The sequence below is a fragment of the Phaeobacter cretensis genome, from assembly GCF_047372505.1.
GTDB classification, from domain to species: Bacteria; Pseudomonadota; Alphaproteobacteria; order Rhodobacterales; family Rhodobacteraceae; genus Phaeobacter; species Phaeobacter cretensis.
In genome coordinates, this window is the sequence record NZ_JBKBEU010000002.1 from 48,207 (window position 1) to 63,689 (window position 15,483).

At 55.0% G+C, this 15,483-nt stretch carries 14 protein-coding genes; 4 read left to right on the forward strand and 10 right to left on the reverse strand.

The genetic code is table 11. The features are described 5' to 3' along the window. Positions 1 to 6: 6 nt before the first annotated feature. Together ACEWZM_RS19060 and ACEWZM_RS19065 are read right to left on the reverse strand one after the other, a co-directional pair. Positions 7 to 1,572, reverse strand: a complete 1,566-nt coding sequence (locus ACEWZM_RS19060) for a CRTAC1 family protein (RefSeq protein WP_414008212.1) — start codon at positions 1,570 to 1,572, stop codon at positions 7 to 9. Further along, on the reverse strand, positions 1,562 to 2,776 hold the full coding sequence (locus ACEWZM_RS19065) for an ROK family protein (RefSeq protein WP_414008213.1): 1,215 nt from the start codon (positions 2,774 to 2,776) through the stop codon (positions 1,562 to 1,564). Before ACEWZM_RS19065 ends, ACEWZM_RS19060 begins: the two co-directional genes overlap by 11 nt. A gap of 187 nt (positions 2,777 to 2,963) precedes the next feature. Between ACEWZM_RS19065 and xylF the strand changes: the two genes are divergently transcribed. The 4 genes from xylF to ACEWZM_RS19085 all read left to right on the forward strand — a co-directional run bounded on the left by xylF (position 2,964) and on the right by ACEWZM_RS19085 (position 6,739). Next, a complete protein-coding gene (xylF, locus tag ACEWZM_RS19070) occupies positions 2,964 to 3,989 on the forward strand; it encodes a D-xylose ABC transporter substrate-binding protein (RefSeq protein WP_414008214.1) in 1,026 nt (341 codons plus the stop codon). A gap of 115 nt (positions 3,990 to 4,104) precedes the next feature. After that, the gene (locus ACEWZM_RS19075) at positions 4,105 to 5,406 is read left to right on the forward strand and encodes a sugar ABC transporter permease (protein ID WP_414008215.1); all 1,302 of its coding nucleotides are present in this window, start codon (positions 4,105 to 4,107) and stop codon (positions 5,404 to 5,406) included. Beyond that, positions 5,403 to 6,185 (forward strand): ATP-binding cassette domain-containing protein, encoded by a 783-nt coding sequence (locus ACEWZM_RS19080; protein WP_414008216.1) that lies wholly within the window; start codon positions 5,403 to 5,405, stop codon positions 6,183 to 6,185. Before ACEWZM_RS19075 ends, ACEWZM_RS19080 begins: the two co-directional genes overlap by 4 nt. A 125-nt stretch (positions 6,186 to 6,310) precedes the next feature. Further along, entirely contained in the window at positions 6,311 to 6,739 is a 429-nt protein-coding gene (locus tag ACEWZM_RS19085; RefSeq protein WP_414008260.1) for a MerR family transcriptional regulator, read from the forward strand. Here the strand turns inward: ACEWZM_RS19085 and ACEWZM_RS19090 are convergent, their stop codons facing one another. The 8 genes from ACEWZM_RS19090 to ACEWZM_RS19125 form a co-directional block, all read right to left on the reverse strand. Continuing rightward, the gene (locus ACEWZM_RS19090; RefSeq protein WP_414008217.1) at positions 6,740 to 7,108 is read right to left on the reverse strand and encodes a type II toxin-antitoxin system RelE/ParE family toxin; all 369 of its coding nucleotides are present in this window, start codon (positions 7,106 to 7,108) and stop codon (positions 6,740 to 6,742) included. Further along, the gene (locus ACEWZM_RS19095) at positions 7,092 to 7,367 is read right to left on the reverse strand and encodes a ribbon-helix-helix domain-containing protein (protein WP_414008218.1); all 276 of its coding nucleotides are present in this window, start codon (positions 7,365 to 7,367) and stop codon (positions 7,092 to 7,094) included. The genes ACEWZM_RS19090 and ACEWZM_RS19095 overlap by 17 nt, the downstream gene beginning before the upstream one ends. Positions 7,368 to 7,411: 44 nt before the next feature. Continuing rightward, the gene (locus ACEWZM_RS19100) at positions 7,412 to 8,134 is read right to left on the reverse strand and encodes a tryptophan-rich sensory protein (protein WP_414008219.1); all 723 of its coding nucleotides are present in this window, start codon (positions 8,132 to 8,134) and stop codon (positions 7,412 to 7,414) included. Positions 8,135 to 8,212: 78 nt separating this feature from the next. Then, positions 8,213 to 9,769, reverse strand: coding sequence for a cisplatin damage response ATP-dependent DNA ligase (locus ACEWZM_RS19105; RefSeq protein WP_414008220.1), 1,557 nt, complete (start codon positions 9,767 to 9,769; stop codon positions 8,213 to 8,215). Next, the gene (locus ACEWZM_RS19110) at positions 9,769 to 10,782 is read right to left on the reverse strand and encodes a ligase-associated DNA damage response exonuclease (RefSeq protein WP_414008221.1); all 1,014 of its coding nucleotides are present in this window, start codon (positions 10,780 to 10,782) and stop codon (positions 9,769 to 9,771) included. The genes ACEWZM_RS19105 and ACEWZM_RS19110 overlap by 1 nt, the downstream gene beginning before the upstream one ends. A gap of 467 nt (positions 10,783 to 11,249) precedes the next feature. After that, a complete protein-coding gene (locus ACEWZM_RS19115; RefSeq protein ID WP_414008222.1) occupies positions 11,250 to 12,623 on the reverse strand; it encodes a polysaccharide biosynthesis/export family protein in 1,374 nt (457 codons plus the stop codon). A gap of 58 nt (positions 12,624 to 12,681) precedes the next feature. Continuing rightward, on the reverse strand, positions 12,682 to 13,341 hold the full coding sequence (locus tag ACEWZM_RS19120) for a YjbF family lipoprotein (RefSeq protein ID WP_414008223.1): 660 nt from the start codon (positions 13,339 to 13,341) through the stop codon (positions 12,682 to 12,684). Further along, positions 13,338 to 15,467, reverse strand: coding sequence for a YjbH domain-containing protein (locus ACEWZM_RS19125; protein ID WP_414008224.1), 2,130 nt, complete (start codon positions 15,465 to 15,467; stop codon positions 13,338 to 13,340). The genes ACEWZM_RS19120 and ACEWZM_RS19125 overlap by 4 nt, the downstream gene beginning before the upstream one ends. Positions 15,468 to 15,483 lie beyond the last annotated feature (16 nt).

Below are 15,483 nucleotides of genomic sequence, written 5' to 3' on the forward strand. Positions count from 1 at the left end.
GGTATGTTAGCGCGACACCGTAATGTGCTGATTGGCAATAACATTTTGCCACTCAGTTTTTGTGCCATCTGGCCAGATGATCCGCAGTCGAATGCCGTGAGATGAGCCAAGGCCAAAATGCAAATCCCCGGATGACCCACCTGCATGGCCACCTCCGATTGTGACTTCACGCGTTTGTATTCGCGTACCATCATCCAGTTCGACAAAGGCGCCTATTGCTTGTGTGTTGGGGGCGGGGGCCTCCAGCGAGATAGTGAGCCAGTTTCCGTCTGATTGGGTGATGTTTTCAAAGAGTTCCAGCGGCGCACGGCGGTTTGAAACAGCCAGATCAAGGCGGCCATCCAGATTGAGATCGCGTAAAACGGCTCCTCGTGAACGCGCCATACTGGCAACTCCGGCTGCCGCAGCCATGTCAGAAAAACGGCCATTGGTACTTTGCATCAGCAGTGTGTTTGGGTCGCGCATCGCTGCGTCAGGCATTTGTTCGACATTGCCTTTGGCCACAAAAATATCGTCGCGCCCATCATTATTTACATCGCCAAAGTCCGCATGCCATCCCGTCGATGGACGCCCGTCTCCTCCGCTTGTAGGGCGATGTGCGGTGGTGCCGAAGTCATAAGTTACGTCTCGGTAGGTTGGGCCGATGCTAGACGGATCGAACAATTGAAGTTTTTGATCGCCCATTGAGGTGAGGTACACATCCGAGAATCCATCGCCATTGAGATCGCGCGACGCGATGCCCATTCCCCAGAGGTGATAGGGCACCCAACCGTCGTTTTGTTTATAGAGCGATGGCGGCGTGGTCATTTTCCACATTTGCTCCTGCCCGTCGCGAACATAGTAATGCCGGTCATTGCTAACTCGAAGATCGGCCCGACCTTGCGCAAGTCCGCCATCAGTTCTGTGCCAGTTGGTAAACAAAATTGAAAGCGCGCAATAGCCAGGTTGGAGCTTGATCGGTGGGCCATAGCTGTCCCCATCTGGTCGATAGAGCAACGTGTCGTCGCAGGTTTCGAATGGGCCTTCTGGGTTGTCTCGGTCGACATAGGTGCCAAACGCAAGTGTGGGCAGTTTCGAATCCGCCTCCCATGTTGCGGAAAATGCGGTCGTCCAATGCTCGTCACTGATAAACCCAAGCCCGTCGAACGGCTCAAACTGGCAATCTCCGGAACCGCGCAGCAGTTTATCGGGACCGACCCGCAAGAGCGCCAGATCCATAATATCATCGCCATCGATATCCAGTGGATAGACGCCTGTTACGCCGGTTTGCGCCAAGGTGGCAGGGGTTTCGGCGATAAATCTTAGGGGCGAACCGGGGCCTTTGGTCCGATTGACCAGCAGTTGAACCGGATTATCGCCGCCCGCTGCGACCAAATCGGGGAGCCGGTCGCGGTTGCAATCAAGCGAGGCAAGACCACCGCCAACAAAATGTTCCCAACCGCCATCATAGATATGTTCTGGTACCGGGCGAGGTTCAAAAAGCGGCTGGTCTGTGCCGCCGGCCTGAACAGCCTGTGAGGTCGTACCGATAGCAAGTAGAGCAATGATGGTTATTGTGGGCCTAACTTGCATGGCTCGCCATCTCGCGAATGGTTAGGGCAGAAACTTCCTCAATCGCATAGGCGGCCGCTCCTTTGGCCCACATTTGGTTTCCCCAACCATGCACGCGCACCTCGGGCAGGGGCCCATCCACCTGCACCACCCAACGGCGCATTTCCTCGACTACTTTGTCTGAGGACAGATAGCCAAAGGCCAGTTGCGCACCAGCCAGAACGATCATCTGGGGATCAAAAATATTCACGATATTGGCTAGCCCCATTGCGAACATACGCCCGGCGCGATCAAGAATGGACTGGGCCATGGTATCGCCTTCAGCTACGGCCCGGTAAAGCGATGCAAGATCCTTATGCCGTTCGACGCCGCTGGTTATGTTTGCCTCACGCAGCAGAGCATAATCTCCGACATAGGCTTCCAGACAGCCACGTTGACCACATTGGCAAAGCGCGCCTTCTAGCTGGACTTTGATATGGCCAAATTCTGCGCCGCAGCCCCGTGCTCCACGATAGATCTGATTGTCGATGACGATACCCATACCTACGCCATGCTCCACCGTAACAACGACAAAGTTGCTGCGGGTATCGCCCTCGCCGAAAAGGTGCTCCGCCTTGGCGACCAGATTGGCATCATTGTCGATGAAAACGGGCATGGATAGATAGCGGTTCAGGACGCTTCCGAAATCAATGTTGCGCACGTTGAGTGACGAGGACCAGTAGATAAAATTGCGCTCTGCATCCATCACGCCAGCCATGCCGATGCCGACACCCGAGATCTGCTCCCGCACTAGGCCGCGCTTGGCGCAACTCTGATCAAGAGCCTCGACAATTTTTTCACTGAGCGCATCGGGTGATATCTGACCGCCCCGTAGGGGCATTTCGTGGCTGACCAGTTCGCTACCCTCGAAGTCGGTAATCAGTGTGGTGATGGCATGATGCGATAGTTTAAGCCCGGCAATATAATGTGCATTGCCACAGACTTTGAGTGCGACCCTAGGACGGCCGCGCTTACCGTCACGCGCTAAGTCTGGGCTAACTTCCTCGATCAATCCGGCGGCCAACAATTCCGCTGTAATGGCGGTGACGGTGGCGGGGCTGATTCGTGTGGCTTGGGCAATATCAATGCGTGCAATTTTCCCAGCGGCCCGGATAGTATCAAATACTTGGAGACGACTGCTTTCACGCAGTTCGCTGGAATGTGAAAGCCTGTCCGATTTGACCACCGTATTTCCCCTATGCTGTCGAGTGGGTTATCGCAAGGAGCCACCGACCGACAAGATATATCACCACATGATACATTATTTAATTTGAGTTTCAAAAAAAATAATGTTAGGGATAGCAGGACGGATATGTAGCAAGGGTGGACCTGAACTGCTGCACTAGTCCGCAACGACTCGAGGGAGGAAAACAATGAAATTTCTGAGTGGAATCTCTGCTCTTGCCTTTGCTGCAACGGCAGGCATGGCCTTTGCCGAAGATGTGACCGTTGGCGTAAGCTGGTCGAACTTTCAGGAAGAGCGATGGAAGACCGACGAAGCAGCAATCAAGGCCGCGTTGGAAGCCAAGGGGGCGACGTATGTGTCTGCTGACGCACAGTCATCGTCTGCAAAGCAGCTTTCTGATATCGAGAGCCTGATCGCACAGGGTGTGGATGCGTTGATCGTTCTAGCACAAGATGCACAGGCGATTGGCCCAGCTGTTCAGGCCGCTGCGGATGAGGGTATCCCTGTTGTAGCCTACGATCGCCTGATCGAAGATCACCGCGCTTTCTATCTGACGTTTGACAATGTCGAAGTAGGGCGGATGCAGGCCCGTGCCGTGCTTGGTGCCCAACCAAGCGGCAACTACGTGATGATCAAGGGTTCTCCTACTGATCCCAATGCGGATTTCCTGCGTGGTGGTCAACAAGAGATCATTCAGGCTGCCATCGATGGTGGCGACATCAAGATCGTCGGCGAAGCGTATACAGACGGCTGGTTGCCTGCCAACGCGCAGCGCAACATGGAACAGATCCTGACTGCCAACGACAATAAAGTTGATGCGGTTGTAGCTTCAAATGACGGGACAGCCGGTGGTGTTGTCGCTGCGTTGACCGCACAGGGCATGGAAGGGATCGCTGTTTCCGGACAAGATGGTGACCACGCTGCGCTGAACCGCGTGGCCAAGGGTACACAGACTGTATCAGTCTGGAAAGATGCCCGTGACCTTGGCAAAGCAGCAGCTGAAATTGCGGTTGAAATGGCAGAAGGCGCTGCCATGGGCGATGTTGTCGGTGGTGGAGCCTGGACATCACCCGCAGGAACTGAACTAATGGCACGTTTCCTAGAGCCGGTTCCGGTGACAGCTGACAATCTGACGGTTGTCGTAGATGCGGGCTGGATCACCAAGGATGCGTTGTGCCAAGGTGTGACAAACGGCCCTGCACCTTGCAACTAAGCTAAGGCTGAGACCGCACGCGGTCTCGTTTCAAACCGGCGCGTGCCCGCAGAGGATCCTTATTGGATCGGGCACGCGTCCCTCCTTCAATACCGCTGATCACTGGAGTTCGGATATGACCGAAACCACGTCTCAGCCGATCCCCGAACACAGCAAGCGCGGCCTGTTCCAGCAATTGGAACTGGATGTCCGCCTATTGGGAATGATCGGTGCCTTTGTCATCTTGTGCATAGGGTTCAACATCTTGACAGATGGGCGTTTCCTAACGCCGCGCAATATCTTTAACCTCACGATTCAAACAGTATCAGTGGCAATCATGGCTACGGGCATGGTGTTTGTGATTGTAACCCGGCACATTGATTTGAGCGTCGGCGCGCTTCTTGCGACCTGCTCAGCGGTGATGGCTGTGGTGCAGACCGATGTTTTGCCCGATATGCTGGGCCTGGGGCTCAATCATCCGGCGACTTGGATCATCACAATGGCTGTTGGACTGGTTGTCGGTACTCTTATCGGAGCCTTCCAAGGATGGATGATCGGGTTTCTGACCATTCCGGCATTTATCGTGACCTTGGGCGGATTTCTTGTTTGGCGTAACGTGGCCTGGTATCTAACCGACGGACAAACCATTGGCCCGCTTGATAGCACCTTTCTGATTTTTGGCGGTACTTCTGGCACATTGGGAACCACGCTCAGCTGGGGTGTCGGCATTGTCGCTGCGGTATTGGCATTGGCTGCGCTGTGGAATAGTCGGCGCGCCAAACAAAGACATGGGTTCCCAGTGAAACCAGCTTGGGCTGAGGCCGTGATCGCGGGTACAATAGCCTCTGCGATCCTCGGATTTGTTGGCATCCTCAATGCGTATCAGATCCCAGTCCGCCGTTTGAAGCGGATGATGGAAGCTCAGGGTGAGATCATGCCTGAGGGGCTGGTGGTTGGCTATGGTCTACCTATTTCGGTGCTGATCCTGATCGCCACTGCTGTAGTCATGACCATCATTGCCCGCCGTACACGGTTTGGGCGCTATATTTTTGCCACCGGTGGCAATCCTGATGCTGCAGAGCTATCCGGTATTAATACTCGGCTTCTGACAGTTAAGATATTTGCGCTTATGGGGTTCCTTTGTGCCCTGTCGGCGGTCGTGGCTTCGGCGCGGCTTGCCAACCACTCAAACGACATCGGCACCTTGGACGAGCTGCGGGTGATCGCGGCAGCTGTCATTGGTGGTACCGCTCTATCTGGTGGCTTTGGGACAATTTATGGCGCGATTCTTGGTGCGTTGATTATGCAAAGCCTGCAATCCGGTATGGCAATGGTGGGCGTTGATGCGCCGTTCCAGAACATTGTTGTCGGCACCGTTCTGGTTGCCGCTGTCTGGATCGACATCCTTTATCGCAAACGTGTGGGGGCCCGGATATGAGCACCGCAAAAGAGCTGCGCGCCGCAGGCGCTACCCCCTTGGTCGAGATGAAAGACGTCTCAATTTCCTTTGGCGGCATTAAGGCTGTGGATCATGTTAGTGTTGATCTTCATCCGGGTGAAGTCGTTGGATTGCTTGGCCATAATGGCGCGGGGAAATCCACTCTGATCAAGGTGCTGTCTGGCGCGTATCAGATGGATAGTGGTGAAATCCGGGTTAACGGTGAGGCGGTTGAAATTACCAACCCGCGGGATGCTCGGTCGCACAATATCGAGACGATTTATCAAACGCTTGCGCTTGCAGATAATCTTGATGCAGCATCTAACCTGTTTCTTGGTCGTGAGCTGGTGACGCCATTCGGGCTGGTGGACGACTCTGCAATGGAAGCAGAATGCCGCAAGATCATGAACCGGTTGAATCCGAACTTTCAAAAGTTCTCAGAACCGGTGTCGGCCTTATCGGGTGGTCAACGCCAGTCTGTAGCTATTGCACGTGCGGTTTATTTTAACGCCAAGATCCTGATCATGGATGAGCCGACGGCAGCCCTTGGCCCGCATGAGACCCAAATGGTTGCGGAGTTGATCCAACAATTGAAGGCCCAGGGGATTGGTATTTTCCTGATCGATCATGATGTGAATGCGGTTATGGAGCTATGTGATCGCGCCTCTGTTATGAAAAACGGTCAACTCGTCGGAACGGTCGATATCGAGGACGTGACTGATGATGATCTGCTGAGCATGATCATTTTGGGTAAGCGGCCGGGGGAAGCTGCGGCCTGAGGTGAAGGTCTGCAGTTGAGATCGGGGGTGGCCGTTGGCCGCCCCTTTTTCGTTGTGGGTTGCAGATCTCAGTGCCCAAACCTACAGTCTATATAGATTTCGTCATGTATATCTGGAGGCATTACGTGTTCACCATTGGAACATTGGCCAAACGCACAGGGACTAAGGTCCAAACCGTTCGGTACTATGAACAAATCGGGTTGATGCCAGAACCCGGTCGAACCGAAGGTGGGCAGCGACGATACGGCGATTTAGATTTGGATAGGCTTGCGTTTATTCGTCATTCGCGGCAGTTGGGTTTTGCGCTAGATGCCATTCGTGAACTGTTGGATCTGGCCGACCATCCAGGCCAATCCTGTACCGATGCAGATTCTATCGCTCAGCGACAGTTAAAAGAGGTTACGGATCGGATCGCCCGATTGCAGGCGTTGCAGACCGAATTGCAGCGGATGATCTGTGATTGCGCTGGCGGAACGGTCGCAGAATGCCGTGTCTTAGAGGTGCTGCGGGATCATTCCGAATGCCTGACCAATCACCAAGAAATTGGTGCCTGATCAGGGTGTTAATTTCTCGCGATCATGGTTTAAGGCACGTAACAACATCCGGCGTTGGTGGTCCTGTCCGCCAAAAAATACAGCCAGTACGCGCAGGCATTGCTCTGCTTCATTGAGATCAAAATAGAAGATGGCACGGCCTTTGGTAACGCTGCGTAGGCCTGTGGCGATTTCAGCGTGGAGAGTGCCTTGATGAGGTGCTCTGCCAAGTGCTTCAATAGCGTCTTCAATCTCGTTCAGACGTTTTGCAGCTCGGCTGATTGCCGTTTCCTTATCGTCTCCAAAGCCGATAGCCGTGTCGAAAAGAAAATCGAAAATCGCCTCTAGATCGTGATCAATCGCCTCGGCGCGATCAATCCGATAGACCATTTTCTGCTCGTTTTCTTGCCAAGAGACCTGCAGTGCGTTGGCGCCCCTCGGACACGTCAACAAAGGGGCCGTCGCGTCTCTCTGCCATCAGGGCACGAAGGGCAATGGTGTCCGCGGCACGGGCTTCGGTTTCTTCGCGTAGCATTTCAAGACCTTGCTGCAAAACTGCACTTAGGCTGGCATATCGGCCTTCTGCAACCAAGGTGCGGGCAAAGTCCTCCTGCGCTTCGGTCAGGGATATGGAGGCTTTTACGCTCATGTTTTAGCCTGTTAAGTAGGGATCCTGTATTGGTGTACTCTAAGCTATTCAGGCATTTTGATCAATCTGGCACCTGACAGGCCACGCAGCGCAAGTGCAATCCATCCGCAACTGGCCAAAGTCACAACAAACCAGTTGCCGCTGCCCCATTGGTTTATGATTATCCCGCCGATGGCCCAACAAACGGCAACCGTGTATGTCCAGGCGGATGGGCTTCCTGACTGCACCCAGAATGCGACGGCTAGCGCTGCAAGCAGGCAAATCACACCCGCGATTTGCCCATCAATGATTCCATAACCTGAAACCACAACACTGATCGAAACGGCGGAGGCCGCCGTCAACCATCCGGCGTAGAGGCCAACAGGCCCGCGTTTCCAAATTCTTTTGTCATTGCCGGCGCGCCGCATCGCAAGTATCGCGGTTGCTGTCACTATTACAATCATGATTGTAGCTAGTACTGGCGAGGTTTTTGCAACCCAAAGCCAGCAGACGCCCAATGAAAGGCTGATCGCCAAAGGCTTGCGCATTTCGTGCCATGTAGCGGCCTCAGGCACGCGAAGAACGCCGAAGCCCGCTCCCAAAATGAGCCACACATAGATTACAATCCAGATTGAAAATGCTGGGCCAATGGGTTGGATTATCGGATTTGGCTGCGGATACGGCAGCTGGTTTGTAGTAAAGCCTGTGAACGGCTCAGTCACTAGTGGCGCTGCGGCGAAGGCAACGGCAAGTACCAATGTAAGATAGGCCAAAGACTGTTTCTGCATGGTCGTTACAACTCGTTTGTGGTCACGCTGACTGTCCGTGTACTGACATCTGTGATATTTTACTCTAAGCGTACAACGTTAAAGAAAACTCTGGAGCTCTTTTAACGTTCCGGCCTCTGATGCTGGTTTATCGGTTCTGATACGATTTATTCGCGGAAAACGCATAGCTATACCGCTTTTGTGACGGCTGGATTCATTCAAACCTTCAAAGGCAACTTCCAGAACCAGGTCTGGCTTTACCGCGCGCACCGGGCCGAAACGATCGGTTGTGTTATTGCGTACAAACCGGTCTAGTTCTTTCAGTTCTGCATCGGTGAAACCGAAATAGGCCGTGCCAACCGGAACCAGCTGATCATCTTGCCAGACACCAAAGGTGAAATCGGAATAGTACCCGGAGCGTTTCCCGTGGCCGCGTTGTGCGTAGAGCATGACCGTATCGACCAGCATCGGGTCGCGTTTCCATTTGAACCAATTTCCGCGTTTGCGCCCCGCTATATAGGCACTATCGCGGCGCTTGATCATCACACCTTCAATCACGCTTTCGGGTGGGTTTGCGCGCAATCGCGCGAGGCTTTCCCAAGTGTCAAACGCAAGCGGGCGGGACATATCAATGCGGCGATCGTTCAGTTCGGCAACGCAGCTTTCCAGGCTGGCCTGGCGTTCCACCAGTGCCTGCGACCTTAAATCATTGCCATTCCAAAAGAGCAGATCGTAAGCCCTTAGTGCGGCGGGGTGGCTTGCCAGCATAGCTTTGCCGACCTTCTTGCGGCCGAGCCGTTTCTGCAAATCACCAAAAGGCGTGATAGTATCGCCACGCTTTATCAGTAGCTCACCATCCAGTGTCCCTTCAAAGTTCAGCGCGTCAATCAGGTCAGGAAATGATCCCGAAATATCATCGCCGGTGCGTGAATAGAGCCGCCGAGCACCGCCATCGTTGGTCGCCTGCACACGGATGCCATCCCATTTCCATTCGGCGATAAAATCAGTTGGTAGCGCGCTCGCCAGATCGTCGAGATCAGTACCGGTTGAAAGCATAACAGGTCGAAAAGGCGCAGCGGCAAGGTTGACGGGTTTGTTACCCCCTTCCAGCCATGCAAACAGGGTGAGGTAGGGCGGCGTAAGGCTATGCCATAGCTCCTCTATTTCGTTTACACCGACGCCACCAAATTGCGACAATGCGCTGCGCGCGAGCCGGGCGGAGATCCCGACACGCAAGCCCCCTGTGGCCAGTTTTAGGTAGGCATAGCGTTGGGACGCCGTCATCTGGCTGAGCCGCCGAGCGATGAGGGCGGGCAGCTGAGCCTTTGCAGTGTTGGACAATTCATCCACTGCATCGGGCAGAGCTAGATGCCTTATGTTGCCGGAATGGGGCCACATCAGAGCCACGGTCTCTGCCAGATCGCCGACAAAATCGTAAGACAGGCGAAACAATTCGGCGTCGGTTTCCTCTGCCACCAATCCACGCAACAGCGAGGGGGTTACTTTGCGTAGTGAAAGATCGCCGGTAATGGCTGCGAGTGCATAACCACGTTCAGGGTCAGACATGGTTTGAAAAGCGTTCGCCAAATGCGCAATCTTGCCGTTACGCGACGGTGTGAAGGCAAGTTGTTCCAGAAGTTCGGTGAAAGCCTGCATCAGTCTGCCTCTTCCTCATAGCCGACCAATCGAAGCGGGCGGGCTTTGATTTGGTTTAACTCGCACCAGCGGACCAATGCGTCCTCGCGGCCATGAGTTACCCAGACCTGTTGCGGTGCTAAGTCTCGAATGGTCTTGGTCAGATCCGGCCAATCCACATGGTCACTGAGGATCAGCGGTAACTCTACGCCGCGCTGCCGGGCACGTGCCCGCACCTGCATCCACCCACTGGCAAAGCATATCACAGGGTCGGGAAACCGTTGCGCCCAAGTTGCGGCAAATGCAGAGGGCGGGCCAAGGATGATCTGCCCCTTGAAGGCTGTTTTGTCTTTGTTGGTGGCGGCGGGCCGTAGCTCTCCAAGATCAATGCCTTGTTCAATGTGATAGTCACACAGTTGCTGCAATGCGCCGTGGATATAGATCGGCTGATCCCAACCTGCCTGTCGCAAAAGCGCGATGACCCGCTGCGCCTTGCCCAACGCATAGGCGCCTACAAGATGACAACGATCAGGTTGGGCAGCGATTGAACGCAGCAGTTTTTCGATTTCGGACCGTGGGGAAGGGTGATTGAACACGGGTAAGCCAAACGTGGCTTCGGTTACGAAGATATCACAGGGGGCTAACTGGAATGGAGCGCAGGCTGGGTTATGAACCCGCGCGTAGTCGCCGGAAACGGTGATGGCGGTATCACCATCATCAACCGTGATCTGACAGGACCCCAGAACATGCCCGGCTGGTGTGAATGTTGCAGTTGTTCCGTCTACAGAGATGCGGTCTTCAACTGGGACGCGGGTGCCGCAGAATGCTTCACCATAGCGGATTGCCATAATATCCAGGGTTTGGGGGGTGGCCCAGACCGTGCCGTGGCCAGCGCGTGCATGATCGGCGTGCCCATGCGTGATCATTGCGCGGGACACTGGGCGAACTGGATCGATATAGAAATCGCCTGCCGGGCAATAGAGCCCATCTGGCCGCGGATGCAGTAGATCTTCTGGCAGACGAGGCGAGGCCACGGGTCCTTGTCCTTTGCGTTGTTATGAGCGTCATCACATCGAAGCTAAAGCAATCAAGGGTTTGGGCAAGGGGGCTGGTCTGGGAAGCGCAGAGCTGCGCAAAAGAGCGTCAGGAGACAGGAGGGCAGCCTATCGCCTGACCGCCGGTAGGTTAAACAATAGAGCCGACCACAAACGGCAGAGTTAATCCGTGCTTGTGGTGCTCGTTGAACCTGAGGCGGCGAGGCCTGCGATTAATGCAAGACCCAGCAGGCCGATTGTGGGTGCGATTATAGGTGCAAATTGACCGACCACAGGTTCGATTAGCAGTAAGCAATCGTCCTCTTCTGCGTTGCGGTCATCATCACAATCCATATGTTTGTCCGACTGTTGCGCCGTTTGTGAGAAACCTGGACTTGCCTGAAAAAACAGGGCCATCACACAAACGATAGCGGTGGACGCGGCATATCCTTTTGACCTCGGCGATATCAATTGACTGCCGCCGCAACTGGTGTGGTGATAAGAGATGGCGTGATTTGACGCAGGGTGCGGCCCCATTTAGTGACCGGGTTCTCGGCGACAAAAATCACATCGTCTGGTCGCAGCTGGAATTTTGTCGCTAGCGTCAGATTGGCTGCACTGCGGGCATTCAGATGCCATGCGGTGACGGCGCCGAACTCTCGCGGATCGGACGACGCACGCAATACATAGACCTGTGAGACATCACCGGTTTCGCGTGCGATGCCGCCACCCGCATCATAGAGCGCATCGGCCAAAGAGGCCTGGCGTTCATAGGGCAGGGGATAGCGGGTTTGATTGTCGACCTCGCCGGTCAGATAGACAAAATCCCGGTCGTTAGCGCCTAATGCTTCGCGGGCTTCGAAGGTATTGCGCTGCTCAACATTGTCACCGCGGCGTAGGGATATAGCGGTATTTAGCTCGCTCAATTCTTGTGCCCGTGCCGCTAGCGTTGTTTGTTTCAGGCGTATTTGTTGCTCAAAGAAACGTTCAGCCCGGTTTAGGTTGAAATCCGTGTCCACGAAGACTGCATCGCCGGATATAAGGCGGGTGCTTTGTAAATCTGGGCGGGCGTAGAAATCTGTCAACGGGATTTGATATAGCGCACCGTCGCGATAAATCCGGACCGAACTGACGTCGATATCAGAAACGGATACGCTACCCGCTGCGGCCAATGCCTCGTTGAGGTAGAGCGGGGTTAGAGTGATAGGCAACACACTGGGTTTGCCGACAGCTCCACCGACAGACACACGGCGCGAGTTGAACTCTGCGATTTCCAGGCTGAAGGTTGGATCGAACTGGGCTTCCACCAGCTTCTGGAACAACAGCTCCTCTGCATCCTCAATCGTTAGCCCGCCAATTCGGACGCGCCCGACGTCGGGAATATTGACCGATCCGTCATCCTGTACCGTATAGCCGTTGCGGCTGTTCTGAGCGGCAAGCAGCCCTGTCAATTCCTCGAGCGTGTTGCGTGTTGATGGCGTCGCCAGCATCACGACATCGCCCACGCCGATTTGATAAGGCATATCGGGTGCGGATGGTGGGCGTTTCAGAGTAAGGTTCTGATTGCGAGTATTGTTCTGAGTAGACGGCGCATCAGGAAGACGGCCAGTGCCCCGAACAGACAAACCGGTGCCAGTGCCGGCGGAGCGTGCATAGGCATCAGGGAGAGACTGTGGTGCATAGGGTGCCCGGTTGGCCTGAATGACGGTCTCCCCCGTCAGCGACACCACCCGGACCTGGGTGCTATTACCAGCACCTGGGATTACATCAGAGCTGCGGTAGACGGTTGAACATCCTGCAAGCGCAAGGGTGGCGCAGCAGATCATGGAAATCAGGCGCAAGGTCTTTCCTCCGATAGGGGCGGGGTGGTGCAAATAAGGTGGGAACGTGAATTGTGGATCATGGCATCACCTGCAGACGTGTCGTTAAATTGCCGATAAACGAACCAGTCCACTGACGGCTTTGGATGAGCGTGTTGTCGGTTGATTGTAGCCAGTAGAGATTCAGAAACTGCTGATCCTGATTGGTGCAGCTCTCGGCCATCAGCCGGGTTGCAATATTATTGCCTGCAATCGTCAGGGTTCGAAGACCACGATCTTTGATGTCGCATTGATAGCTTCTCGTCACGATCTGATCATTGCCTGTCAGATAGCTGTGGAACCGGCGGGTAGACCCGTCGGCATGGGCAAAAATGCGGCGGCGCGATTGTTCCTGATCTACCGCCATCAAACCCGCGCCAAACCCACGAGTTGCGTGCAACAAGCCGTCGCGTGTATGCAGGCTTGCTCCATCAACCGATATCCACGTCACAAAACCCGCGCGTTGAGCTTCCCGAACCATAGTGCCAGCGCGGCCTGTCTTACGGATGCCAATTTGCATCTGCTGAGCGCCGCCTGAGGCCAGATCTGCTGCCCGTGCAGAAAGGCGGGTCGCAGTGGGTTGGGTCATCTGTTCCAGAGTAAGGACTTCGCGTTCGTCATTGGTACAGGCTGAAAATGTCGTACAGATTAGGGCAGTGAGGCTGATAGCGATACGCCGGGTGCTCGGTGCTGTTATCATCTTGCGTAACGCCCCCATTTCGCGGCCAGAGCGCGCCCACGGTTGTCTCGCACTTTTTCATAGAGGCGGTTCTGCACATTGAGACGCGCGCCGCCATCGCGCAGGACAGGACGGATCACTTGAGTGATGCGGCGCCGGGACGGTTTACCCGTGAGCCATGCAACGGGCACCTCCACACGTATTCCTTTGTCAAAAGACCCTTCGCCAAACTCCTCATAGGAGGCATCTGTTAGTGTCGCAAAAGCACCAACTTTAAAGCCGTTGTTGAATTCGCGGTCGACGGTCAAGGTGGTACCCCAATCGCCAGCAAGATAGCGACCCATATCGACTTGGACATGATAGTCGCCGCGCGTTTTATAGTAGACTGAGGCATGGCCAGTCACCACGTCGTAGTCTTGGAATCCGAACTGAACGTCGAAATCACGCTGCCGGGCGTAGTTAAGTTCGCCCCCGATTGCGAGACTACTGCCAACAGGGAACCACAGCAGTTCAGCTGAGATGCCTCCAAACATCTGCTCCAAGTAGCCGGCGGTCACACGCGCGAACAGATCGGCGTGGGGACGCCAAGTGTATTCGGCGGTCAGGTGGCTGAGACGCAAATCGGATTCCGACGCATAGCGTGCCCAGTCCGACCGTACCTTGGGAAGAACAGAGTTGGAGGGCCGCGCGGATGCATCCAGATTGCCAATCACGGGCTGGCGAAGTTGACCGGAAAATGTCCATCCAGGTGCGGGCTGATATGCGGCTTTCAACTCAGCTCCGATTTCATATCGTAGAGGCTCATCCGGATCGAAGAAGGACAACTGAGTATAGGGGCCGAAGCGATAGGTGAATCGAGGGAAGGCGTCGATGTTTTCTGTGCCTACTATGGCTTGTGGTGCGTCTTCGATCTCAGCCCGTGCAAGGCTGCGCCATGCACCATCCAGATCCGCCTCCAGTTCATAGAGGTCGCTACGTTGACTCTTGATACGGGTGGTTGGCAGGCCGTTTTCAGCGAGAGTTACCTCAAACGTTTGCAGACGTGGGGGAAGTGTGTTTGCCATCACCCGGGTGGTGCGTCCAACAGCCTGCGCAGCCGCGCCATACCGCAAATTTTCTACCGTGATACGAGCCCGGTCACCCTCCCGTTCAAATCCAATGAGACGGACACCTTCCACGGCCAGCCGTGTGTTCAGTACATCGTAAATACGGGGGGGGTCAGCAGCCGAAGCATTGCTCTGAGCGAGATTCCAGCTGGCTAGCGCTACCTGTTCTTGGGGTTTTAGGGCTGGGGCCGCCGCGCCCTGGCCACCAGGCGAAGCGGCGCGGCGCGGGTCGAACGCATAACTTAGCTGTAGTGCAAGCGCTGAGCCGTTTAGATAAGACCCGCCCACTGTCACCCCATTGTCGAACCGGTAGGATGCGCCAAAATTGATGGGGGATCTCACGTCTGTCAGTCCGCGCTCTGCTTCTGCGGTGTAGGTGTCCGACGAGTATTCAGCCATCACCGACCATTGCGGAGTTACATCCCACCGCAATCCGCCAAATAATGCGGCATCGCCTCTGAACCAGTTTCCGAAATCCAACTGGCCGGTGGTGGAGAGACCACCAGCGTTTGAATCTTCTCGGGTGTCGAACCGCCCGTCGAGCGCCGTGAGAGGGTTCCGTTGGCCCCCACGCCCTGCAAGGCGGCCCCAGCCGATCCCGCCAGTTGCTGTGATGTTGGGTGTCAGATGTTTGGTCGCGACCAGATATTCACTAGCGTAAACCCCTGTGCCGCCAAAATCACGCAAACCAAGAGCGATGGCGGGTCCAGCGGCAGTCTCACGACGTAGCTGAAAGTGAACATCAAAGCTGCGATCATAACGGCTAAGTCCGACGCCGGTGTCAAAATCTTTTAGGAAACTGTAGCGAAAACTGCCGTAGACATTGGGCAACATTTGAAACGTCAGTGTGTTTCGACTGGTATTTTCGAAATTGGATGTGGTCAGCGCTAACGTGCCGTCTGGAAGAACCTCAGCCGTTGGTGTGTCGATTAGACCGGGAGTACCATAGGTCGACAGAGTTTGGGCTGGAGCCCGCATGGCAACCAGCTGGCCACTGAGCGTACCCAGGCAGCCAATCATAAGAATTGCGTGTACCCGCATTCCCACCCAGCCTCGT